21 protein-coding genes and 1 tRNA gene are annotated in these 23,076 nt (G+C 65.6%); 12 read left to right on the top strand and 10 right to left on the bottom strand.

The annotated features are described in order from the left end of the window. The first annotated feature begins 82 nt into the window (after positions 1 to 82). The 5 genes from ACVILI_RS03785 to ACVILI_RS03805 all read left to right on the top strand — a co-directional run bounded on the left by ACVILI_RS03785 (position 83) and on the right by ACVILI_RS03805 (position 2,693). Positions 83 to 508, top strand: a complete 426-nt coding sequence (locus ACVILI_RS03785) for a GNAT family N-acetyltransferase (protein WP_027047554.1) — start codon at positions 83 to 85, stop codon at positions 506 to 508. Between the two features lie 92 nt (positions 509 to 600). After that, positions 601 to 912, top strand: a complete 312-nt coding sequence (locus ACVILI_RS03790; protein ID WP_064987727.1) for an ArsR/SmtB family transcription factor — start codon at positions 601 to 603, stop codon at positions 910 to 912. Next, positions 912 to 1,358 carry an SRPBCC family protein gene (locus tag ACVILI_RS03795; protein ID WP_019862121.1) on the top strand — a complete coding sequence of 149 codons (447 nt, stop codon included), beginning with the start codon at positions 912 to 914 and terminating at the stop codon, positions 1,356 to 1,358. The genes ACVILI_RS03790 and ACVILI_RS03795 overlap by 1 nt, the downstream gene beginning before the upstream one ends. A gap of 38 nt (positions 1,359 to 1,396) precedes the next feature. Further along, positions 1,397 to 1,888, top strand: a complete 492-nt coding sequence (locus ACVILI_RS03800) for an SRPBCC family protein (protein ID WP_038650696.1) — start codon at positions 1,397 to 1,399, stop codon at positions 1,886 to 1,888. 73 nt (positions 1,889 to 1,961) lie between these two features. Then, entirely contained in the window at positions 1,962 to 2,693 is a 732-nt protein-coding gene (locus tag ACVILI_RS03805) for a DUF72 domain-containing protein (protein ID WP_038650699.1), read from the top strand. 7 nt (positions 2,694 to 2,700) lie between these two features. Here ACVILI_RS03805 and ACVILI_RS03810 read toward each other — a convergent pair whose 3' ends face one another. From ACVILI_RS03810 to ACVILI_RS03825, 4 genes are all read right to left on the bottom strand, one after another. Further along, positions 2,701 to 3,867 carry an NAD(P)/FAD-dependent oxidoreductase gene (locus ACVILI_RS03810; RefSeq protein WP_019862124.1) on the bottom strand — a complete coding sequence of 389 codons (1,167 nt, stop codon included), beginning with the start codon at positions 3,865 to 3,867 and terminating at the stop codon, positions 2,701 to 2,703. A 75-nt stretch (positions 3,868 to 3,942) separates the two neighbouring features. Then, the gene (locus tag ACVILI_RS03815) at positions 3,943 to 5,544 is read right to left on the bottom strand and encodes an ATP-binding protein (protein WP_038650702.1); all 1,602 of its coding nucleotides are present in this window, start codon (positions 5,542 to 5,544) and stop codon (positions 3,943 to 3,945) included. Further along, the gene (locus tag ACVILI_RS03820) at positions 5,535 to 6,227 is read right to left on the bottom strand and encodes a response regulator transcription factor (RefSeq protein WP_038650704.1); all 693 of its coding nucleotides are present in this window, start codon (positions 6,225 to 6,227) and stop codon (positions 5,535 to 5,537) included. Before ACVILI_RS03820 ends, ACVILI_RS03815 begins: the two co-directional genes overlap by 10 nt. Positions 6,228 to 6,230: 3 nt before the next feature. After that, on the bottom strand, positions 6,231 to 7,772 hold the full coding sequence (locus tag ACVILI_RS03825; protein WP_457102330.1) for a DUF4153 domain-containing protein: 1,542 nt from the start codon (positions 7,770 to 7,772) through the stop codon (positions 6,231 to 6,233). A 682-nt stretch (positions 7,773 to 8,454) separates the two neighbouring features. On the opposite strand from ACVILI_RS03825, the gene ACVILI_RS03830 reads away from it, so the two are divergent. Continuing rightward, positions 8,455 to 9,348 (top strand): HpcH/HpaI aldolase/citrate lyase family protein, encoded by an 894-nt coding sequence (locus ACVILI_RS03830; RefSeq protein ID WP_038650710.1) that lies wholly within the window; start codon positions 8,455 to 8,457, stop codon positions 9,346 to 9,348. Between the two features lie 49 nt (positions 9,349 to 9,397). Beyond that, positions 9,398 to 9,604, top strand: a complete 207-nt coding sequence (locus tag ACVILI_RS03835; protein WP_027047555.1) for a DUF1737 domain-containing protein — start codon at positions 9,398 to 9,400, stop codon at positions 9,602 to 9,604. A gap of 162 nt (positions 9,605 to 9,766) precedes the next feature. Here the strand turns inward: ACVILI_RS03835 and ACVILI_RS03840 are convergent, their stop codons facing one another. Further along, positions 9,767 to 10,189, bottom strand: a complete 423-nt coding sequence (locus ACVILI_RS03840) for a metallopeptidase family protein (RefSeq protein ID WP_019862133.1) — start codon at positions 10,187 to 10,189, stop codon at positions 9,767 to 9,769. A 180-nt stretch (positions 10,190 to 10,369) separates the two neighbouring features. Here ACVILI_RS03840 and ACVILI_RS03845 point away from each other — a divergent pair, with 180 nt between their 5' ends. Genes ACVILI_RS03845 through ACVILI_RS03855 form a run of 3 tightly spaced genes read left to right on the top strand, consistent with a single transcriptional unit; the run spans position 10,370 to position 16,165 of the window. Next, positions 10,370 to 11,395: an ImuA family protein gene (locus tag ACVILI_RS03845; RefSeq protein WP_240564558.1), complete on the top strand. Its 1,026-nt coding sequence runs from the start codon at positions 10,370 to 10,372 to the stop codon at positions 11,393 to 11,395. After that, on the top strand, positions 11,337 to 12,812 hold the full coding sequence (locus tag ACVILI_RS03850) for a DUF6504 family protein (RefSeq protein ID WP_038650713.1): 1,476 nt from the start codon (positions 11,337 to 11,339) through the stop codon (positions 12,810 to 12,812). The genes ACVILI_RS03845 and ACVILI_RS03850 overlap by 59 nt, the downstream gene beginning before the upstream one ends. After that, positions 12,809 to 16,165 (top strand): error-prone DNA polymerase, encoded by a 3,357-nt coding sequence (locus tag ACVILI_RS03855; RefSeq protein ID WP_038650716.1) that lies wholly within the window; start codon positions 12,809 to 12,811, stop codon positions 16,163 to 16,165. The genes ACVILI_RS03850 and ACVILI_RS03855 overlap by 4 nt, the downstream gene beginning before the upstream one ends. Before the next feature lie 297 nt (positions 16,166 to 16,462). Here ACVILI_RS03855 and ACVILI_RS03860 read toward each other — a convergent pair whose 3' ends face one another. The 4 genes from ACVILI_RS03860 to ACVILI_RS03875 all read right to left on the bottom strand — a co-directional run bounded on the left by ACVILI_RS03860 (position 16,463) and on the right by ACVILI_RS03875 (position 19,306). Next, positions 16,463 to 16,708, bottom strand: a complete 246-nt coding sequence (locus ACVILI_RS03860) for a Trm112 family protein (RefSeq protein WP_019862137.1) — start codon at positions 16,706 to 16,708, stop codon at positions 16,463 to 16,465. Positions 16,709 to 16,926: 218 nt separating this feature from the next. Then, the gene (locus ACVILI_RS03865; protein WP_027047556.1) at positions 16,927 to 17,598 is read right to left on the bottom strand and encodes an LON peptidase substrate-binding domain-containing protein; all 672 of its coding nucleotides are present in this window, start codon (positions 17,596 to 17,598) and stop codon (positions 16,927 to 16,929) included. 121 nt (positions 17,599 to 17,719) lie between these two features. Beyond that, entirely contained in the window at positions 17,720 to 18,727 is a 1,008-nt protein-coding gene (gene trxA, locus ACVILI_RS03870; protein ID WP_038653564.1) for a thioredoxin, read from the bottom strand. Between the two features lie 81 nt (positions 18,728 to 18,808). Continuing rightward, positions 18,809 to 19,306, bottom strand: coding sequence for a prolyl-tRNA synthetase associated domain-containing protein (locus tag ACVILI_RS03875; RefSeq protein WP_027047558.1), 498 nt, complete (start codon positions 19,304 to 19,306; stop codon positions 18,809 to 18,811). A 212-nt stretch (positions 19,307 to 19,518) separates the two neighbouring features. On the opposite strand from ACVILI_RS03875, the gene ACVILI_RS03880 reads away from it, so the two are divergent. After that, positions 19,519 to 19,593, top strand: a tRNA-Gly gene (locus tag ACVILI_RS03880). A gap of 632 nt (positions 19,594 to 20,225) precedes the next feature. After that, positions 20,226 to 21,467 (top strand): M24 family metallopeptidase, encoded by a 1,242-nt coding sequence (locus ACVILI_RS03885; RefSeq protein WP_038653569.1) that lies wholly within the window; start codon positions 20,226 to 20,228, stop codon positions 21,465 to 21,467. Positions 21,468 to 21,541: 74 nt separating this feature from the next. Here the strand turns inward: ACVILI_RS03885 and ACVILI_RS03890 are convergent, their stop codons facing one another. Further along, positions 21,542 to 22,981: an amidase gene (locus ACVILI_RS03890; protein ID WP_038650719.1), complete on the bottom strand. Its 1,440-nt coding sequence runs from the start codon at positions 22,979 to 22,981 to the stop codon at positions 21,542 to 21,544. Positions 22,982 to 23,076: the final 95 nt, after the last annotated feature.

Here is a 23,076-nt window from a genome sequence, read left to right on the forward strand (position 1 = left end):
GCAACTGTTCGTGCGCGCTGGCACAAGGGGCGTACCACAAAACGACTTCGAATTCGCGAGGCGATGATGCAGTCTGACCGGCATGGCTGAAAACTCCCATGTCCTCTACGCAAGCGAGTCCGCGCTCGACATCGCCGAATTCCGCCGCGTGCTGGTGGAATCCGGCCTCGGCGAGACGCGGCCTGTCGATGATCCCGCCAGGCTGCGGGCGATGCTGTCCGGTGCCAATCTTGTGCTGACCGCGCGTCTCGATATCGAAGGCAAGCCGCTGATCGGCGTGGCCCGTGCGGTCACCGACTTCTCCTGGGTTTGCTACATCTCGGAACTCGCCGTGTCCCGATCGGCGCAAGGGCTCGGCATCGGCAAGGGCCTGATGGACGAGGCGCGACGGCAGCTTGGGCCGTCGGTCGCCATCAGCCTGATTTCCATGCCCGACGCCGTCGGCTTCTACGAACGCATCGGCATGAAGCGCATGGCCGACGCCTTCTGGTTCTCCCGCAAGGGCTGACTTTTTTCTCCCGTGGCCGCGCCCAGCCGCCGACGGTGTGCGATCTTGTCGCTTGACATGCAACCAAATGGTTGCATATTAAAGCGATGAGCATGGATGCAGTCTTTCGCGCCCTGGCCGACCCGACACGCCGGCAATTGCTGGACAACCTCCATGCCCGGAACGGGCAGACGCTGAACGCGCTGTGCGCGGAGATGGACATGACACGCCAGGCGGTGACCAAGCATTTGGCGATCCTGGAGGAAGCCAACCTCGTCACCACGCTCCGCAAGGGACGCGAGAAGCAGCACTACCTCAATCCGGTCCCCATCAACGAGATCGCCGAGCGCTGGATCGGCAAGTTCGAGCGCCATCGGCTGGATGCATTGAGTGATCTGAAGAAACGCCTCGAAAGGGAAGACTGATGAGCAACAGCTTCGTTTACGTGACCTACATCCGCACCACGGCCGAAAAACTCTGGGAGGCGCTGACCGACCCGGAGTTCAACCGGCAGTTCTTCCTCTGCTCCTATCAGGAGAGCGAGTGGAAGGTCGGCTCCAGCTGGAAACTGATCTTCCCCGACGGCCGCGTCGCCGACTCGGGCGAGATCCTCGAGATCGACCCGCCGCGACGCCTGGTCATCAAATGGCGCAATGAATGGATGCCGGAGGTCAAGGAAGACGGCTACACGCGCTGCACCTTCACAATCGAACAGGACGGCGAGCTGATGAAGCTGGCCGTCACCCACGAGGCCGACGGCCCGCACCGGCTGATCCCGAATGTCAGCAAGGGCTGGCCGCTGGTGCTGGCGAGCCTCAAGAGCCTGCTCGAGACCGGCAAGGGTTTCGAGCGCCCGCCAACGAAAGGGTGAAGGGCTCGTTTCGATACCGAAACAAAACGGAGGCACCGATGATACACGTCCTCGGGGTACAGAGCATGACCAATGGCGAGACGATCATGGCGTCGGCCGAGATCGAAGCGCCCACGGAACGCATCTTTCGCGCGCTGGTCACGAGAGAAATCGAGCAATGGTGGGGGACCGCCGACAACTACCGGATGGCCGATTGGTCGGCCGACCTTCGCGTCGGCGGTCGCTGGACGGTCGTCGTCCGCACTGCCGACGGCAGGGAGCTGCCGGCCGGCGGCGAATTCCTCGAGATCGAAGCGCCGCGCCGTATCGTGCAGACGCGGGCCTATGCCTGGGACCATCCGACGCTTGGCCGGCGGCAAACCACGGTCGCCTGGCTGCTCGAGCCGACCGCCAAGGGCACGCGCCTCACCATCTGCCATGGCGGTTTTGCCGGCCTGAGCGATGCGGCGGCCGAGCATGCCGAGGGTTGGGGCCGGGTGCTGGCCTGGCTGCAGGCCTATGTCGGGGATGGAAGACTAGCGGCGGCCTGAGCAGCGGGTCGGTGGCAACGGCTCGTCGTTCATCTCGTCTTGACCCACACTTCATCTGGTCCACATCCCATGCATGGAAAAGCAGGGATGTTTCATCGGCACGGCCGGCTGGGGAATTCCAACCCGATATAAGGAGGACTTGCCAAAACCCGGTTCGCATCTCGAACGCTACGCCCGCCGATTTCCGATCGTCGAAATCGACACGTCCTTCCACAAGCCACACCGTCGCGAGACCTACGAGCGCTGGGCACGCTCCGTGCCGGAGCACTTCCGCTTTGCCGTCAAGACGCCCAAGGCAATGACCCATGAGCATCGTCTCGCGGATGGCGATGCGCTTGCCGAAATGTTCCTCCAGCAGGTCGAAGGTCTCGGCGAAAAACTGAGCGTGCTTTTGGTGCAGCTGCCGCCGAGCTTGCCGTTCGAGCCGGACATCGCCTGCGGTTTCTTTGACATGCTGGGCAGGCGGACAAAGGCAAGGCTGGCATGCGAACCACGCCACCCGAGCTGGTTCGAAGCGGAGGCGGAAGCGCTCCTTGCCGACCGGCGGATCGCGCGCGTTGCCGCCGATCCCGCTCTAGTGCCGCCTGCTGCGGTGCCGGGCGGTTGGGCCGGCCTTGCCTATTTCCGCTGGCACGGCGTGCCGCGTGTCTACTACTCGGACTACGACGCCGAAAGCCTCGACCGGATCGGCCGACAGCTGCAGGCAGCGGCTGCCTCGTGCGCGGAGGTCTGGGGCATCTTCGACAACACGGCCGCCGGCCACGCGCTCGGCAATGCTTTCGCTATCGATGCGACGGTTGACTAGGCGCTTCTCAAATCACATTCAATTCCCGGAACGCCCGCCCCTCGGCCACCCGCTCATAGCCGAACGCCGAGCAATCGATCGTCCGGTACCCGCCATGCACGATCAACTCAGCCAGCGCCTTGCCGACCGCCGGCGCCTGCTGCAGGCCGTGGCCGGAAAAACCGTTGGCGAAGAGGAAATTGCCGACCTCTGGATGCGGCCCGATCACCGCGTTCTGGTCGAGCGTGTTGTAGTCATAGTGCCCGGCCCAGGCGCGGGTCGCCTTGATCGCCTCGAAGGCGGGAATGCGGGTCGCCAGCACCGGCCAGATCACCTCTTCGAACAGCGGCCAGTCGACCTCGAAATCGGCGGGATCGGCCGGGCCGTCGCCCTCTTCCGGCTCGGCGCCGCCGGTGAGGTAGACCGAGCCTTCCGGCCGTACATAAATGCCGGAGGGATCGACCAGCAGCGGCATGTCGGCATATTTCTCGCGCGCCTCGAAGACGAAGACGTTGCGCTTGCGCGGCTCGACCGGCAGCGCCAGCCCGGCGAGAGCCGCGACCTTGCCGGCATTCGGCCCGGCGGCGTTGACGACGATACCGGCCTCCAAGGTCTGGCCATTTTCGAGGGAGACGCCGGTGACGCGGTTGCCGTTGCGCGTAATGCCGGTGGCCGAAGCGGCGATGAAATCGATCTTCTTGTCGCGCAGCGCCTTGCGGAACAGCGTCAGCATCGCATGCGCGTCGAACCAGCCTTCGCCGGTCCGGCCATAGGCGCCGGCGGAAATGCCTTCAGCCGACAGCCAGGCGAAGCGCCGCGTCAGCTGCTCGGCGTCCTCGAGCACGATGTCGGCGCCTTCGGCGACCTGTGCATCATGGTTTGCCTTGAGCACCGGCAGGCCGTTCTCGCCGGCCAGGATGAGATAGCCACCCTCGCGGAACCCGATATCGGCATCGGCGCCGAACGTCTCCTTCAGCCGCCGGAACAGCTTCAGCGTGAATTGCGATAGCCGGATGTTTTCGGGAATGGAGAATTGCTGGCGGATCGAGGCCATGGACAGCGTCGTTGCCGCGTGGGCGAATTGCGGATCGCGCTCGATGAGCGCGATGGAGCCGGAAAACCCCTCCTCGCGCAGATAGTAGGCAATGGAGGACCCGACGATGGCCCCGCCGATGATGACGATGTCGTAGCGCACGCTTAATGCCTCTCCAAGCCTAGAGCATGATCCCGAAAAGTGGCCGCCGGTTTTCGGAAGAGATCATGCTCCCTCTCATACTACCGGCAGTGTGATCTCGAAGCGCGTGCCGCGCTCGGAGTCAACCAGCCGGATCATACCATCATGCGCTTTCAGGAGGGCCAGCACGATGCCGAGGCCCATGCCGGTGCCGCCGGTGGAGCGCCGCGTGGTGAAGAACGGCTCGAAGATGCGCGCCCGGTTGCTCGGCGAAATGCCGGCGCCGTCGTCGCCGACCAGCACCGTCGCCTTGCCGCCGGCGCTTGCCGCCGTGATCGAAACGAGCGTCGCGGCGTGCCTGGCGGAATTGTCGATGAGATTGGCCAGCACGATTGCCGCGTTCTCGGCCGAGATGCGCAGAGCGAGATCGCCGCCCGCCTCGATGCGGACCGCCAGCCTGGTGTCGGCGGGCAGCAGGGCCAGCGCGGCACCGATCGAGGTGCTTTCGCCGCTCGGTGCAAGATTTTCGGCCTTGGCCAGATCGAGCAGCCGCCGCACCAGCAGATTGAGCCGCCCGGCATCGGTGACGATGTTGTTAGAGAAGCGCCGCCGCTCCTCATCATCCATCGTGCTGCCGGAATCGCGCAGCAATTCGGCCGCGCCCTGGATCGCCGTCAGCGGCGATTTGAGCTCGTGCGAGACATGGGTGGCGAAGGTCTGGATGCTATCCGAGCGCGCCTGCAGTTTTTCGGCCATGTCGAGGAAGGCGGCGGACAGCTCGGCCATTTCGTAGGTGCCATGATGGTCGAGCGGCCGAATTGCGTCACGCTCACCGGCGGCGATGCGCTGCGTGCGGTCGATCAGCGCATAGATCGGCCGGCTGACCGTGCGCAGGAACACCAGGCCGATGAGCAGCGTGCCGCCGAGGATGGCGATCGCCGCCAGGGTCACCTTGCCGCGTTCGCCATAGAGATGCTTGATGATGTTGTTGGGTGTCCGCGAGACATAGACCACGCCGGCGACCTGGCCATCAACGGCCACCGGCAGGGCGACGAAGACCCGTACCTTGGTGCCGCGGCTGACCGAATAGAGCGGCGGCGGCGGCTGGTCGGGGATGCGCAGCCTGAGCGCGCTGGCATAGTGGCCGCCAAGTGCCGTGCGCACCTCGTCGACCTCGCCAAGCGACTGCCCGACCTCGCTGCGCCCGGCAATGACGACACCTTTGGGATCGAGCAGCCGGAAACCGGCCAGCGTGGTTTTCTGCGTGGCGTCGAGAATGCCGGACAGGCGCGTGCCGATCGCGGCGAAGGCCGGATCGGTGGTGGCGGGCATGGCGGCGGGCCGGGTCGGCAGCACGGCGTCTGAGGCGAGATCGAGCTGCGGCTCGATCGGCCGGTACGGGCCGTCGGGATTGGCTGCTCGGCTGGCACCGCCATTGGCCTGCGGCATCGGCGCGCCGAGTTTGTCCGGGGGAATGCCGGCGTCGCGCACTTCCTGCGCATAGATGGCGGCGATGGCCGCCCCTTGGGCGATCAGTTCCGCCTCGGTCTGGCGGATCAGTTGGTTTTCGTAGAGGCGAAAGAAGAACAGGCCGACCAGCGGCAGCGCCATCACCATGATCAGGATGGCGACGACGACCGTGGCAAGCCTTGGTCGCCATTTGCGGCCGATCCATTTGCTGGACGTCGTCAGCCGCATCGGCCGAGCCGGAAGCCGACGCCATGCACGGTCTCGATGACATCAGGGCAGCCCACCGCCGCCAGCTTGGCGCGGATGTTGCGGATATGGCTGTCGACGGTGCGGTCGGCGACATGGATCTTGCCGGCATAGGCGTTCGCCATCACCGCGTCACGGTCGAGCACATGCGCCGGCCGCGCCAAAAACCCTTTCAGGATCGAGAATTCGATCCCCGTCAGGGCAAGCGGCTTGCCGTCGAAGCTTGCGGCGTGGCTGGCCGGCGCCAGAGTGAGCTTGCCATGCGAAAACTGCCGGTCGTCGGCCGCCTCGGCCGCCGCCGGGCGGGCGCGGCGCAGGATGACGTTGACGCGGGCGACCAGCTCGCGCGGGCTGAACGGTTTCGTCACATAGTCGTCGCCGCCCATTTCGAGCCCGAGGATGCGGTCGATCTCCTCGTCGCGCGCGGACAGGAACAGCACCGGCACGTCCGATGTGTGGCGCAGCCGCCGGCAGACCTCCAGCCCGTCCATCTCCGGCATGCCGATGTCGAGCACGACGAGATCCGGCGCCCGGCGTCCGATCTCCTGCAAGGCGGCGGCGCCATCGGCCACGCCAAGCGTCTTCATGCCGGCCTTTTCCAGCGCGAAGCAGATCACCTCGCGGATGTGCGGGTCATCGTCGGCGACGAGGATGTGATGCGGCATCGGTCAGCGGCCCGGCAAGGAAGGTTGCGAAGGCTGAGGAAGCACGAGCGACCCCTTGCTGTCGAGATAGGCAAGCAGGCGCCAGTCGCGAAAGCTCCAGGCCCGCCAGTTTTCCTGGACGGTTCGGTACCAACCCTCGTCGATGCCACGCAGTCTCGCAAGTTCGCGTGTGGCGCCGGCGTCGGGGGTCTTGCCCTGATGATCGAAGAAGCGGTCGAGCGCCGGAAACGCGCCCGGGCCGAGCGAGCGCAGGTACCAAGCGTCGAGGGGAATACCCTGGCCGGTCATTTCGAGGGAATGGTCGACATTGTAATTGGCGATCGTCGCGGCGAAATTGATGAAACAGCAGGCATAAAGCGTCAGGGATAACGTCAGAAGATTGGCGGAGGAGAGCCATTCATTGGATTTTCCAAGCGCGATGCGGGCGATGATCAGCGCAAGCCCTGCCGCCACCAGCCCCATCCAGACGAAAGCCGCGATGCGCCAATAGGTCAGCGCATAGATGCCGACATAGAGGTCGAGCCGCAGGATCGACGAGATGACCAGCATGATGTTCTGCGCCACCCAGGCATAGACCAGCCGGCGGATGACGGGATCTCCTGAGGTCTCGCTGCCCGGCCTGAGCGCCGCCAGCACGAACCCGGCGGCAAGCAGTGCGGTAACGATCAGGGGATAGGCGCCGCGATGCGCATAGGCGGCATAGCTCAAGCCGTCGGGAAGGGCGACACCGCCCCACAGATAGGTGGCGTCGAGCCCGGTCTGCAGCGCAAACAGCGCGTTGAAGACAATCAGCGCGCGCAGGATGGCGGGTTTGCCGAAGACGGTCTCCTCGATGACGTGTCGTTGCGGATTGGTCGCCGGTTGAGCAACGGCAAGTGGTGGCCGGGAGATGCGCCGCGAAAAACGCGGCAGGCGTGGCCGCAGAAAGGCCCAGACGCCGGCAAGCACGAACAGCCAGAAGGCGATCCGCGCCAGCTGGATGAGATCGAGCAGCTTCATCAGGTCGATCAGCGACAGCCAGTAGTCGATGACCGGATTGGCGGCGCCGAACAGCGCCAGGAAGACGGCGCCCAGCGTCAGCGGCATCACCCAGACGGCGACCGCCGCAAGCCTGACGCGGCGCCCGCCAAGCCGGCGCGCCGTCTTGCGCCAACGGATGAAATCACGGACGAAGCGGAACGGCGCCGCGAGCCCGAACAACGCGATCTGACCGGCAATACGGGCCATGCCGTGCCGCGGCCGGCCGCTCAGCGAAAGCGCGAAGACGACCAGCCCCGCAAGCGCGATCGAGACGGACAGGGGGCTGACATTTTCGGCGAGCGGCAGCAGCGCGACAAGCAGGGCAGCGGGCTTGAGCCAGACCCTGATGTCGCTGAAGACCGTGGGATGCACGGCCACGACCGCGGCGGCAATCAGGATGGCGAACAGGAAAACCGTGATGCCGGGGGGCTGGCCATAGAACAGGAAATCCGCCAGCACGACCAGCAGCACGGCAACACCGAAGCGGCTGCAATAACTTGGCGCGGCAGAGAAGAACGCTGTCACGACCTGATCCTCCCGATGGTGTCCAGCCGGAAGGTCGGCGGACACTTGCGGGCGAAAGGGATGAGAATCGCCATGGGATTCGCGCGTGGCGGATCGACCAGCCACCAGCCTTCGCTGCGCAGGCGCTGTGGCACGGACCAATGGGGTTTTGCTCGCTTGTGCATGCCGCCTGTTTCGCAGGCCGGCAGGGAAACGGCAGGGCGGATCCGAGGAGCTTTTCCGCAGGCCTGTGCAGTTTTCGTGCAGGGTCGCGCATCACGGCTGGTGCGCTGCCCCACCATCCTACGGACGTTGGCGCTGCCCCAGGCAGGCTCCTTTCCTCTCCCTCCGGAGGGGGGAGAGGTGGCTCGGCGAAGCCGAGACGGAGTGGGGGAACCAGCTGGCAACCCCCGCGAACGCACATAGGAAGGCACCAGGCGCAAGCATCGCCCCGCCTTGCACGCAAGGGTCGACCCCCCACTCCGTCGAGCTTCGCTCGACACCTCTCCCCCGATCGACGGGGGAGAGGAAGGCTCTCTTCCGCAACTGCTGAGGAAGGGCGCCGAGCTTCTACCTCCCCCCTTGTGGGGAGGTCGGACCGAAGGTCCGGGTGGGGTGCTGGCGCCGACCCCGCAGCTTCGCAGCGACCCTGCGCACAGCACCAACGCTTGCCTCGACCACCCACAGACGGCATAGATCGGATATGACCGAACCCTACCGCCCGCGCCGCTCCGTCCTCTATGTCCCGGCCTCCAACGACAAGGCGCTTGCCAAGATCGCGCTTCTGTCCTGCGACGCAATCATCATCGACCTCGAGGACGCCGTCGCCCCGGCCGACAAGATCGCCGCCCGCGAAAAACTGCCCGCGATCTTCGCCAACCGCCCGGTCGCCAACAATCTCGGCCGCCGCTGCGAGATGGTGGTGCGCGTCAATGCGCTGGCCAGCGAATGGGGCGCCGACGACCTCTTGGCCGTGGCGAAAGTCGAGACTGACGGCATCCTTTTGTCCAAGGTCGCCACGCCGCGCGACATCCTCGAAGTCGGCGACGTGCTCGACGACAATTTTGCCCCCGACAGCATGAAACTCTGGGCGATGATCGAGACGCCCAAGGCGCTGCTCAACATCGGCGCCATTGCCGAACTGGGCCGCGATCCGGCCTCACGGCTCAATTGTTTCGTGGCCGGAACGAATGATCTCGCCAAGGAAACCGGTGTGCTGGTGACGGCGGACCGGCGCTACCTCGTGCCATGGCTGATGCAGATGGTGCTGGCCGCGCGCGCCGGCGGTCTCGACATGCTCGACGGCGTTGCCAATGATTTTCGCGACCTCGACGCCTTTGCCCGTGAGTGTGCGGAGGCGGCGGCCATGGGCTTCGACGGCAAGACGCTGATCCATCCGGCCCAGATCGACGCCGCGAACCGCGCCTTCGCGCCCTCGCCGCAGGCGGTCGCCGAGGCACGCGCGGTGAAGGATGCCTTTTCACGTGCCGAGAATACTGGCAAAGGCGTGATCGCGCTGAACGGCAAGATGGTCGAGCGGCTGCATCTGGCACAGGCCGAAAAACTGCTGGCGAAGGCGGCCGCCATCGGCGCATGATATAGCCCCATGCTCGCGGGCTATGGGCACTTACGACAGGACTTGAGACATGAAACTCTACCGCTTTCTCACCGGCCCGGACGACGCCAGCTTCTGCCACAAGGTGACGGCGGCGCTGAACAAGGGCTGGCACCTGTTCGGCTCGCCGACCTACGCCTACGACAAGAAGGCCAAGACCATGCGCTGCGGCCAGGCTGTGGTGAAGGACGTCGACGGCCAGGAATATGGGCCGGACACCAAGCTCAGCGACTGGTAGATTTTGCAAAGCGCCGACGCAGGCTGTGTCGAGATTCAGGTCAGGCCGAGTCGAAAATGGTGGTGCCCGAGAACCGGAGCGGAGCGTACTTTTGGTACGTGAGCACCGGAAGCGCAGGGGACCGCAATTTGCAGGCCGGCATCACCTGAATATCGACACAGCCTACTCGGCTGCCTCTTCGATCTTCTCCATATCATCGTCCGACAGGCCGAAATGGTGGCCGATCTCGTGGATCAGCACATGGGTGACGATGTCGCCCAGCGTCTCCTCGTTCTCGGCCCAATAGTCGAGCATGGCGCGGCGGTAGAGCGTGATGCGGTTCGGGCCTTCGCCGGTCTGCGGGTTCCAGCGCTCGGCGATGCCGCGGCCCTCGAACAGGCCGAGCAGGTCGAACGGCGTCTCCAGCGACAGGTCGTCCATGATCTCGTCGGTCGGGAACTCGGCGATCTGGATGACGATCTCGCCGGTCAGCTTGCGAAAATCCTCCGGCAGATGGGCGTACGCCTCCAGCGCCAGGAACTCTATCTCCTCCATCGAGGGCGCGAGTTCGCCATGCCAGGTGCGGGTCTTGTAGATGCGGGCCATGCTTTGTCCTTTGACCGGCATATAGGCTTTCGCACCGGGCGAGGCAAATGAAGTGGCCGCTACGCCCTGTCGTGCAGGGTCTGCAGGAATAAATTCCTTGTGACTCTGCTTGACTCTTCGGGTCGGCTCTGGAATCCTAGAGAACATAACAGGAACAATTGTGAGTGGACACTGACCGTCATGGCGATATCAGCCGTGGCGCGGGAGACTGTTTTTGCCCTGCGCCGCCAGATCGCGAAGATCGAGGGAACGCTGCCCGAGCGCCTGCAGGCGCCGGCTGGCGCGCCGCTTGATGCCGACGCCAGCCCCGATCTCACGATCGTCCGGCGCGGTCTTGCCGCTGCCTTGCCGGATGCCTTCCTGCCTGTCGGCGTCGACCCCCTCGATGCCGCCCTGAGCGGCGGGCTGCCGAAAGCGGCGCTCAGCGAAATCCATGGCCTGGAAACCCGCGATTCTGGAGCCGTCGCCGGCTTTGCCCTGTCGCTCGCCAGCCTGATCCTCAAGCAGGCGCAAGGGCTGCCGGTGTTGTGGATCGGCACCACGGAAATCTTCCGCGAGGCGGGCTTTCCCTATGCCAGGGGACTGCAGGCCTCCTTCGGCATCGAACCGGAACAATTGCTGTTTTCCGAGGCGCCGAAACTCGTCGATGCGCTGTGGGTCGCCGAGGAAGCGGCGCGGATGACGGCCCTCGCCGCGGTCATCCTGGAAATCCGCGGCAATCCGCAGCGGCTCGACCTGACCGCGACGCGGCGGCTGCATGCGCGGGCGCAAAGTGCCGGCCGCCCCGTATTCCTGCTGCGGCAGGCGGCCGAGCCCGAACCGACGGCGGCGCCCGTCCGCCTCATCGTCTCGCCGGCGCCGGCCGTGCCGCGCGAAACCGTCGCCGGGCCGCTCGCCGGATCGATCGGCCGCCCGGCCTTCACCATCAGCATCGGCAAGAGCCGCACGGCCCTGCCTGGACAATTCACACTGGAGTGGAACCCCGATGAACGCGTATTCGACGAAAGAAGGGGCGAAGAAGGCCGGGCAAAGAATCCTGACCCTGTGGTTTCCCTATCTGGCGGCCGAAAGGATCCTGCGGCAGCGTCTGGGGCGGTCCTGGCGTTCCCGGCCCCAAGATCATCCGACGCCATCTCATCCGCCACTGGTGATCAGCCACCGCCAGGGCAACGCGCAGCGCATCTCAGCCCTCGACGAGCGGGCTGAGGCACTGCACCTGAAGCGCGACATGGGCATTGCCGACGCGCGTGCCATGCATCCCTCGATCGACATCGTCGAGGCCGATCCGGAGGCAGACCGGCGCCTGCTCGAAGGCCTTGCCGACTGGTGCGACCGCTACACTCCGCTGGTGGCGCTGGACGGGACGGACGGCCTGTTTCTCGACGTCACCGGCTGCACCCATCTGTTCGGCGGCGAACGCGCCATGCTGGACGACATCCTGTCGCGCTTCCTGCATCAGGGGTTCGATGTCCGCGCCGGCCTTGCCCCGACGCCGGGCGCGGCCTGGGCGGCGGCCCGCTTTTGCGGCGACCGCATCGTCGATGGCGGCGAGGAGGAAGCGCTGCTGGCGCCCTTGCCGCTCGCCGCACTGCGCATAGCGCCGGAAACCCGCGCCAGCCTGGAAAGTGTCGGCCTGCGCACGGCGGGCGCCGTCATGGCCGCCCCGCGCGCGCCGCTTGCCCGCCGCTTCGGCGCCACCTTGCTGCTGCGCCTCGACCAGGCCCTTGGCCGTCTCGACGAGGCGGTGTCGCCGCGCCTTCCCGTTGCGCCGCTTTCGGTCGAGCGGCATCTCGCCGAACCCGTCACGCTCACCGAGGACATCGAACGCCTGGTCGGCCTGCTGGCGACGACCTTGAAGACCGATCTCGAACGCCGCGGCGAGGGCGCCCGGACGCTGGCGCTGCTGCTCTTCCGCGTCGACGGCGCCGTCAGCCGCATCGCCTTGGGCACCTCGCGGCCGATGCGCGATCCCCGGCTGATCCAGAAGCTATTCCATGAAAGGCTGGCCGCCCTCGAGCAGGACATCGACGCCGGCTACGGCTTCGATCTGGTGCGGCTTTCGGTGCTGGCGGCCGCCGCCTTCGACATGGCGCAGGCCGATCTGACCGGCGAGGTGACCGATGACGGCGCCGACATCGCGCTGTTCGCCGACCGCATCCGCGCCAGGCTCGGCGAGGGCGCCGTGCTGCAGCCGGTTGCGGTTGAAAGCCATCTGCCGGAGCGTGCCGTCGCCATCGTCCCCTTCAGCGAAGCGCCGCGCCGGACCACGCCGCCGAAGAGACAGGACAGGGTGCAGGCGCCCAAAACCATCTTTCCGCCGGAACGGCCGATCCGGCTGTTCCGCGCGCCCGAGCCCATCGAGGTGCCGGCCACCGAAATGCCGGAGGGTCCGCCGCTGCATTTCCGCTGGCGGCGCGCGCTCTATCGCGTCACCCGCGCCGAGGGTCCCGAACGCATCGCCGCCGAATGGTGGCGCCAGGCGCCAGGCGACGCGGCGGCATCGACACGCGACTATTTCCGCATCGAGGATGCCGAAGGCCGCCGCTACTGGCTCTACCGGCAAGGGCTTTACGGCGGCTCGCAAGCCGCGCCGCGCTGGTTCATGCACGGGGTCTTCGCATGAACGCGCTGACCGTCATTCCCTATGCCGAGTTCGGCATCCAGTCGAATTTCTCCTTCCTGCGCGGCGCCTCCAAGCCGGAGGAGCTGGTGGTCGCGGCCAAGCTCATGGGTTTTTCGGCGATCGGCCTAGCCGACCGCAACACGGTGGCCGGCGTGGTGCGCGCCTGGCAGCAGGCCAAGGTCGAAAAGCTTGCCTATCACCCCGGCTGCCGGCTGGTTTTTGGCGACGGCACGCCGGACATTCTCGCCTATCCCAGGAACCGGGCAGGCTGGGGGCATCTGTGCCGCATGCTCACCCAGGCCAATCTGCGCGACGAGACCGAAAAGGGCGCCACCCTTCTCCAGCGCGAAGATCTGCTCGAATGGGGAGATCTGATGTCGCTGGCGGTCCTGCCCGATCTGGCGGCGGGCGCTGAAGACGGTCTTGCCTTGCTTGGCCAGCTCAAGGACCGCTTCGGCAAGGCCCTGCGGCTTGGCGTCTCGCCCTGTTATGCGGGCAATGACCGTTTCCGGATCGAGCAGGCAGCGGCGTTTGCCCAGAGCACCGGCATCCCGCTGATGGCGACCAACGATGTCCTCTACCACACCGCCGAACGACGCCCGCTGCAGGACGTGCTGACCGCGATCCGCCTCAACACGCCCGTCGCCGAGGTCGGGCTGGAACTCAGCGCCAATGCCGAACGCCATCTGAAGCCGCCGCTGGAAATGGCCCGCCTGTTCCGCAGGCATCCGCAGGCGCTGGCCGAGACGCTGCTGTTCGCGGAAGAATTGACCTTCTCGCTCAGTGATCTCCAGTACAATTACCCCGACGAGCCGACGGAATCCGGCCTCGGGCCGCAGGCCGAGCTGGAAAGGCTGGCGCGGGAGGGGGCAGCCAGGCGCTATCCCTCAGGCGTGCCTCACTCGGTGATCAAGCGCATCGAAGAAGAGCTCGCTTTGATCGAGCGCCTCAACTACGCCCGCTATTTCCTGACGGTTTACGACATCGTCAAATACGCCCGCAGCCAGGACATTCTCTGCCAGGGGCGCGGCTCGGCCGCCAATTCGATCGTCTGCTTCTGCATCGGCATCACCGAAGTCGGGCCGGACCGGATCGACACGCTGTTCGAGCGCTTCATTTCCGAGGAGAGGAACGAGCCGCCCGACATCGATGTCGACTTCGAGCATGAGAAGCGCGAGACCGTCATCCAGTACATCTACGAGAAATACAGCTCCAAGCGCACCGCGCTCGCCGCCGCCGTCATCAGCTATCGCGGCCGTTCGGCGCTGCGCGAAGTGTCGAAGGCTATGGGCCTGTCGGAGGATGTCCGGGCGTCCCTGTCCGGCTCGATCTGGGGCTGGTCGACCTCCGAGGTCGGCGAGAAGGAAGCCCGCGCCGGCGGCCTCGACCAGAGCGACCCGACATCGCGTCATGTGATGGAACGGGCCAACGAGATCATGGGGTTCCCCCGCCACCTCTCCCAGCATGTCGGCGGCTTCGTCATCACCAGGGACCGGCTCGACGAGATCGTGCCCATCGTCAAGACGGCGATGGACGAGCGCAAGATGGTCGAATGGGACAAGGACGATCTCGACGCGGTGAAGATCCTGAAAGTGGATGTGCTGGCGCTCGGCATGCTGACCTGCCTGCAGCGCGCCTTCACCCTGCTTACGGATCACTATCCAAAAGCCCGGGATCCCTATGGCCAACCCTATGTGCTCGCCACCTTGCCGCCGGAAGACAGGCGCGTCTACGACATGATCGGCCGCGCCGACACGCTCGGCGTCTTCCAGATCGAATCGCGCGCCCAGATGTCGATGCTGCCGAGGCTCAAGCCAAAGGATTTCTATGATCTTGTCATCGAGGTGGCGATCGTGCGGCCCGGCCCGATCCAGGGCGACATGGTGCACCCCTATCTGCGCCGCCGGCAAGGCAAGGAAAAACCCGAATATCAGAAGCCGGAGCTCGAGGCGATTCTCAGCAAGACGCTCGGCGTGCCGCTGTTCCAGGAACAGGCGATGAAGATCGCCATCGTCGCCGGCGGCTTCAGGCCGGGCGAGGCCGACGAACTGCGCCGCGCCATGGCCACCTTCAAGCGCACCGGCACCATCGGCAATTACCGCCAGCGCATGATCGACGGCATGGTCGGCAAGGGCTACACCAAGGACTTCGCCGAACGCTGCTTCAAGCAGATCGAGGGTTTTGGCGAATATGGCTTTCCCGAAAGCCACGCCGCCTCCTTCGCCTTGCTCGTCTATGCCTCCTGCTGGTTCAAGACCTTCTATCCCGACGTGTTCTGCGCCGCGATCCTGAATTCGCAGCCGATGGGGTTCTACCAGCCGGCGCAGCTGGTGCGCGACGCGCGCGACCATGGCGTCGACATCCGCGAGGTCGACGCCAATTATTCCGTCTGGGACTGCACCCTGGAAAAAGCGCCGTTCGATCCGGCCCGCATCCTGCCGCGCCATGCCGATATGCGTGGTGTCATCGAGACGAACCATGCGGTGCGGCTCGGCTTCCGGCAGATCAAGGGTCTTTCCAAGGAACGCATGGAGGATTTCGTAAAGCGGCGGGGTTCAGCTTATGAAACCGTCCGTGACGTCTGGCTGCGCTCCGGCCTCGATGTCGACGAGATCGAGAGGCTGGCGCAGGCCGATGCCTTTCGTTCGATCGGCCTCGACCGCCGTGCCGCACTGTGGGAAGTGCGCGCGCTTGGCGCCAAGAGTGCCGCCGAAAAGCTGCCGCTGTTCGACCAGCCGGCGCTGCGCCTGCGCGAACTGGAGCCGGAGACGAAGCTGCCGAAAATGCCGCTCGGCGAGCATGTCATCCACGACTACCGCTCGCTCGGCCTGTCGCTGAAGGCGCATCCCGTCGCCTTCCTGCGCGAGCGGCTCGACCGCGCCGGCGTCACGCCCAATGCCAACTTGCCATCCCAGCGCGACGGCAGGCGGGTTTCGGTCGCCGGCCTCGTGCTGGTGCGCCAGCGTCCCGGCAAGGGCAATGCGATCTTCCTGACGCTGGAGGACGACAAGGCGGTCGCCAACGTCATCTTCTGGGAGCGGACCTTTACCCGCTTCCGGCCCATCGTCATGGGCGCGCGCTTCGTCAAGGTGACCGGGAAATTGCAGTCGGAATCCGGTGTCATCCATATCGTCGCCGAAAAGATCGAGGATCTCACGCCCTGGCTGACCGTGCTGCTGGAGAAGGTCAGCGGAGCCGGAGCGCCGGGGGCCCAACCGATGGGGTATGCCAAAGAGGTAGGCTCGGATCGCCGCAGCCGGCCCGAGATTGGGAACGCGCCGGCAAGGCAGGACCTCGCAACGCTGTCGGAAGAGGCGGAACAGGTCATGCCCAAGGGGCGCAATTTTCAGTAGGCGCGGCCCTTGTCTTCGTCATCTGAAGAGACGCCGTGATCCTTGGCGCCCCCCTCTGTCCTGCCGGACATCTCCCCCACGAGGGGGGAGATTGGCAGCTTCGATCTCGCCGCCTCTCTTAACTCGCAATGCTGAAAATTCGCGAAGGCCGAGGTGACAGCCGATCTCCCCCCTTGTGGGGGAGATGCTCGGCAGGGCAGAGGGGGGCGCTGTCCCGCCAGCCTCTCAAACTTCTACGCCCAGCTGCTTCGCGATTGCGCTGCCTTGGGAGAGCAAAACGACGGATGGCTATGCTGCTCAACCCGGCCCGCTCAGCCTCGGCGGCGGCGCCAGCACATCTTCCGCCGACAGCGTCCGCGCCTCGGAGGGCAGCATGATCGGGATGCCGTCACGCACCGGATAGGCGAGCTTGGCGACCCGCGAGATCAGTTCGCCGCGCTCCGGATCCCAGGCTAGCGGCCCCTTGGTCAGCGGGCAGGCCAAAAGCTCCAGCAGCTTGGGATCGACATCGATCTTCTTCCCGTCACGCCCATCCGCCGCCATCGGTTCCTCTTCTCAGCTTCTAGCCTAGATGTACCAAGACCCAGGTCAGGCCGAACCGGAGTCGAAGACGGGCGCGCAGCGACCAAAATGGTGGCTTCCGAGAACCGGAGCGGAGCGTACTTTTCGTACGTGAGCTCAGTTCTACTGCGACGCAGTAGAACTGAGAAGCGCAGGAAGCCTCCATTTGCAGGCCGGCATCACCTGAATATCGGCACATCTTACTGTAGGCTCGAGCCAAAGTCCTCATTCTCGCGCGCCAGCGCCATTTCGGTGATGGCGATCAGCGTTTCGGCGCGCGTCTTCAGGTCGGCGGCTTCGAGCAGCGCCTGTTTCTCGGCCGGGCCGTAGGGCGCCATCATCGACAGCGCATTGACCAGCATGGCATTTTCGGCGCGGCTGACGCTTTCCCAGTCGGCCTCGAGATCATTGGCCTGCAGATAGGCGCGAAACGCCTTGAGCAGTGCCGGCCGGTCGATCTCGTTCGCCGCCGGATCGTCATCGAGATCGGCGAGGAAGGGCGCGGGCTTCGCCTGGCGAAACGGCGTCTTGACCGTCAGTTCATGGGCGATGCGGAAGCGGAACACGCCCTGCAGAGAAATCAGGTAACGGCCGTCGCCGGTTTCGGAGAAGGCGATGATACGGCCGGCGCAGCCGACATTGCACAGCTCAGGCTCGCCATCCTCGCGCAGCGCGCCGTCCAGACGCGGCTGGATGACGCCGATCAGCCGCGAGCCGGCGACCGCTTCGTCCACCATCTGCAGATAGCGCGGCTCGAAGATGTTGAGCGGCATGCGGCCGCCCGGCAGCAAAAGCGCGCCCTCGAGCGGAAAGATCGGGATCGTCGACGGCAGATCCTTGGCCAGCCGGTAATGCGCGTTTCCCGCTTGCACCACATTCCTCCGATCGACTTCTTTCGCCCGCCGCCGGGATCGTCGGCTTGGCCGAAGTCAGCTTCCTAATCTGGCGCGGCCGCCGCCGACCACAAGCCCGTGCGACGAAACAGCCGCCGGCTCAGGAAAACAGCAGCGCCGACAATTTGCGCCGCGCCGCCAGCGTCGCCTCGTCGGTCATGCCCCAGGCTTCGAAAAACTGCAGCAATTGCGTCCTGGCGCCGTCCTCGTTCCAGCCGCGGTCGGCCTTGATGATGGCCAGCAGATTGTCGGCTGCCGCCGTGCGCTCGCCCCTGGCGTTCTGGATCATGGCCAGGTCGAAACGCGCCTGATGGTCTTTGGGGTTTTCGGCGAGGCGGCGCTCGAACTCGGCCGGATTGCCCAGTTCCGCGGCCTGCGCGGCCAGCGCCATCTTGGCGCGCAAGGCGGCGAGAACAGGCGCGTCCTTCTTGGCCTCGGGTGCCGTTGCCAGCAGCGCCTCGGCGCCTTGCGTGTCGCCGGCCTCGAACAGCAGCTCGCCCAGTCCGGCGATCGCCTCGACCGTCTCCGGCGCCTGCGCCAGGACGGCGTCAAAAATGTCGGCGGCGGTCTGCATGTCGCCGGCCTCGCGCGCTTCGGTCGCAGCCGCCAGCGCCTCGGCCACGGCCGGGGCGCCATTGCCCTTGCCGCCGACCTTGGTGATGAACTCGGCGATCTGGCTCTCCGGAATGGCGCCCATGAAGCCGTCGACCGGCTGGCCGTCCTTGAAGGCGATGACGGCCGGAATGGACTGGATGCCGAGCTGGCCGGCGATGGAGGGGTGATCGTCGATGTTCATCTTGACCAGCTTGACCTTGCCGCCGGCGGCCCGGACTGCCTTTTCCAGCTGCGGTGTCAGCTGCTTGCAGGGGCCACACCACGGCGCCCAGAAATCGACGAGCACCGGCTGGCGGCGCGATTCCTGGATGACGTCGGCGGCGAAGGCGGCGGTCGTGGTCTCCTTGATGACATCGCCCGCGGGGGCGGCGGCTGGCGCATCGCCAAGCGAGACCTTCGCCGGCGCGGCTGCGGTTCCGCCATACTGAACGGTGGTGGCATACTGGCCGCCACTGCTGCCGAATGACCCGCCAAACGGCTTGTTGTCGCTCATCTCGTCACCCTTTCGGTCGCGCCGCCGGCCCGCGGGTCGGCGCCATGTCATTGGAAGTCGGTTTCGCCATGCATGTGGCGATCATGCCGAGACTTTCAAGATAGCAGCATCGTGCCCGGTTGCCTCGACGAATCTGATGAGATCGGCCGAGGCGATCGATGTCGTCGCCTCATTGGTCAGCGGATGGGCGTTGATGACGGCATGTGCCATCAAATCCTCGTCGAGCACCAGCTTGACCCGATTGGCCGTGTCGTTGATGACGCCGAAGACGGTGACCGCGCCCGGCGAGACGCCCAGAAGCTCCATCAGCATCTCCGGCTTGCCGAACGAAACACGGCTGGCGGCGCCGATCAGCTGGTGGATCTGCTTGAGATCGACGACCGCGTCCTCGCCGACGGTGACCAGGAAGAAATTGTCCTTCTTGTCCTTCAGGAACAGGTTTTTCGTGTGCCCGCCGGCGATTTCGCCGCGCAGCGCCTGCGAATCGGCGACCGTATAGAGCGGCGGATGGCGTTTCGTCGAAACGGTGACGCCGAGTTCGGCGAGAAAGGCAAAAAGTTCGGCTTCGGTCTTCGGCATCGGTCTTCTTCTTCGTCGTTTTCCCGCCTTGCCGTTTACGGCCAATGCGGTGGCCGGCACAAGGCCATCGCGCAAAGGCGCGGTGAAATCCGCGCCGCACCGGCGGTTTGCCGGCATCGCTTGGCATGTTGAAAAAAGCCTGCGATTTCCCTGTTGCAATCGCCGCGCTCTTCAGCCATATAGGCCCGGCTTGCGGCCAAGACGCCGTGTGAGCGGGTGTAGCTCAGGGGTAGAGCACAACCTTGCCAAGGTTGGGGTCGAGCGTTCGAATCGCTTCACCCGCTCCAGTTTCCTTCCAGGGAATCAAGCATCGAAAAGCTGCGGTCCGCCGCGGCTTTTTCGTTTTTGGCGGGTGGAATCTCGCCCGCCAAAGGGCCGGGCGTCACTTATGGGACTGCTGGAAGCCGGCAACGTCGGTACTGAGATACGCTCTTCGGGTTCTTGGAGTTCTGCGGCTGGGTGCTGGAATCGATCAAGTAGGGATTGCGCCCGCCCGCTGTCTTGCGACGGCCGTAGGGCACGCCCCAATAATCCTAACGCGTGGCAGAGGCGGCCCATTGCCGAAGCTCGCGCCGCCCCTCATTGCCCTGCCGGGCATTTCTCCCCGCATAGTGACGGGGAGAAAGTAGCTGGCGGCGACCTCGCCGTTTTTCTTGCGACGCTTGTGGCGGGCGAAACCGTTGATGACAGCTCCCCTCTCCCCGTCACTATACGGGGAGAGGATGCCGGCAGGCAGGTGAGGGGCGGCGCCAAAGCCTGGAAAGAGATGGGTGGGTATCAAGTCCCACGGGTCTCCCTTGCAGTCGCCTGCAGCATCTGCCGGCCAACGCGCGATCTGTCGGCAGCCGGATCTCCCATCCGGCCCTTGATTGTCCGCGCCCGCAATGCTCCGTTGCCGCCAGGCTATCCGGAGAAACCCATGACAGGCTTTGTCGACCGCCAGCGCGCCGCGCAGTTGATGGAAGGCGCCGGCATCGGGGCGCTGGTGCTGTGCGCACCCGAGGCTTTCCATTATGCGACCGGCGCGTGGATCGGCCCGGCCGGGCTGTTCCGCCGCGCCGGTGGCGGCTTCGTTATCATCCCGGCCGAACAAGATTTGCCGATCGGTGTTGTCGTCGCCGACTTCAACGCCGTGCAGCTGCGGCTCGCCGCACCCGAAGCGGTTGTGCGGTGGCACCCGATCTGGATCGAATCCGCGCCGGTCGAGACAGCGCACGAGTTGCCCCTGGCCGAACGCATCGAGGCCGGCCTTGCCTCGCTTGGCCGGGCGCCGGACTTCTCCCGTCCCGCCACTTTCGATCTCGCCGGCTCGGTGCGCCAGCTGCAGGCCTTGCTCAAGCAATTCGGACTGGAGCGCGCAATGCTCGGCATCGACCTCGACTTCGTCCCGGCCGCCGATTTCGCGGCCATCCAGGCGCTGCTGCCGCATTCCCCGATGGTCGATGGCTCGCCGGTGCTGGACAGGCTACGGGCCGTCAAATCACAGCGCGAGATCGATCTCCTTCAGCAAGGCATCTTTCTCTCGGAAGCCGGGCTGGAGCGCTTGCAGGTGGACGCGATGGCCGGCATGCGACAGGCCGATCTCGTCGCGCTCTACCGCAAGGGCGTCGCCGACGCGGCCGCCGGGCTGTCGCATCCGGTCGTAACAGCCGAATATGTGACGCTGGGCGGCCGCGCCAAGGGCGCCGACGCCAGGGCCGTGGCCGGCGATCCCCTGAAATGCGACATGGTCTGCACGGTCGGTGGCTACGCCTCCGACATGTCGCGCAATTTCACCTTCGGGCCGCCTTCCGCCGACCAGGCCGAGCTGCATGCCATCGCCGAGCGCGCCTTCGAGGACGGGCTGGCGGCGCTGATCCCCGGAAACACGCTCGCTCATGTGCATCGCGTCACCACCGACAGCCTGGCGCGGCAAGGCCTGCGCAGCTTCCGCCGCGGCCATTTCGGCCACAGCGTCGGCCAGTCGGTGTTTTCCGAGCAATGGCCGTTCATTGCGGCCGACAGCGATGCGGTGATCGAGGCCGGCATGGTGCTGGCCTTTGAAATCCCGCTCTACATAGACGGCCTCGCCAGCTTCAATCTCGAGGACCAGTTCCTGATCACGGCGGATGGGCCGAGGCCGATGAACCGGCTGCCAAGGCGACTGGAGACGGTTGGGTAGGGTTGGTCGTTGTCGCCGTAGGGCGCGACCGCCGATGTTTCGTTATTCGTCGCGCTCCGCCCCTGCCGCGCCGGCTAACTAACACTCACGGCTGGCCGCCGATCCCTCCACGGCATCTCCTGCTCCAACTGCGCCGATGCCGCCAGCACGGTCGCCTCGTCGCCATAGCGGCCGACCAGCTGCACGCCGATCGGCACGCTACCTTTCGACCAGCCGAGCGGCAGCGAGATCGCCGGCTGGCCTGAAATGTTGAAGGGGAAGGCAAACACCGCGTCCGTCCATTTGGCGTTGTAGCGGTCGATGTCCGTCTCCGACATGTCGTAATAGCCGAGTGGGCGCGGCAGCTGCGTCAGCGTCGGCGTGATGAAGAGGTCGTAGGCGTCGAGATCGCCGACAATGTCGCGGCCGATCTGCCTGAGCTGCTCGACATCGGAGATGTGCCTGACACCGCTGGTGGCGCGGCCGCGCGCGATGATCGCCCAGGTCACCGCTTCGACGTCGGCTGGCGTCACCGGCCGCCCGATCACCGTTTCAAGATAGTCGAAGGTCGCCGCCGTCTGCACGCAGGTCATGTTGGTGTAGGTCGCCCAGGCGCCGTTGGCGTCGAGCGGCATGTCGTGCTGCTCGACGTGATGCCCCAGCCGTTCGAGTGTAGCCACGGTCGCCAGCACCGCTGCCTTCACCTCCGGATCGATGGCCGTGCCGTTGGGCGGCGTAACGGTGAAGCCGATGCGCAACCTTTTCGGCGCCCGTGCCGACAGGCTGAGCCAGGAGGCATCGGGAACCCGCGGCGTGTAGGGATCGCCCGGCAGCGCGCCAGCCACCGCATCGAGATAGGCCGCCGTGTCGCGCACGCTGCGCGAGCAGCAGAGAAAATAGGCGCCGCCATACCAATAGTCGCCGAACGGCGCGAGGCTGACGCGGCCGCGCGACGGTTTCAGGCCGACGATGCCGCAGCATGAGGCTGGAATGCGGATGGAACCGGCGCCGTCGCTGGCTTCGGCGATCGGCACCATGCGCGAAGCGACGGCCGCCGCCGCCCCGCCGCTCGAGCCGCCGGGCGTGATGCCCTCCTTCCACGGGTTCTTCGTGACGCCGTAGAGTTTCGGCTCGGTGGTGATCGACCAGCCGTTCTCCGGCGCGTTCGACTTGCCGACCAGCACCAGTCCCGCCGCTTTCATGCGGCGGACGACTTTTGTGTCGGAATCGGCGACGACATCCCTGAGGTAGAAGCAGGAATTGGTGTTCGGCGCGCCGGTCCAGGACGAAGCCAGCTCCTTGAGCAGGAACGGCACGCCGGCGAAGGGTGCCGATCTGTCGACCGTCTGCGCCTGCGCCCGCGCCATGTCGTAGAGGCGATGGATCACCGCGTTCAGCGCCGGATTGAGCCGCTCGACCAGCGTGATCGCCGCCTCGACCAGTTCGGCCGGCGAAACCTGGCCGCCGCGCACCAGCCCGACCAGATCGAGCGCATCGGAGTCCGCATAGGTTTTCAAAAGACTGTCGGTGACCATGCCTCTCTCCCAAATTTGCATGCCTCGACACCGCGCTTAAGAATGCGCGAGCTGTCGCTATCGGCTAATTGCAAATGTAAGCGCTGCCCCTCATC

It is taken from the genome of Mesorhizobium sp. USDA 4775, assembly GCF_054062655.1.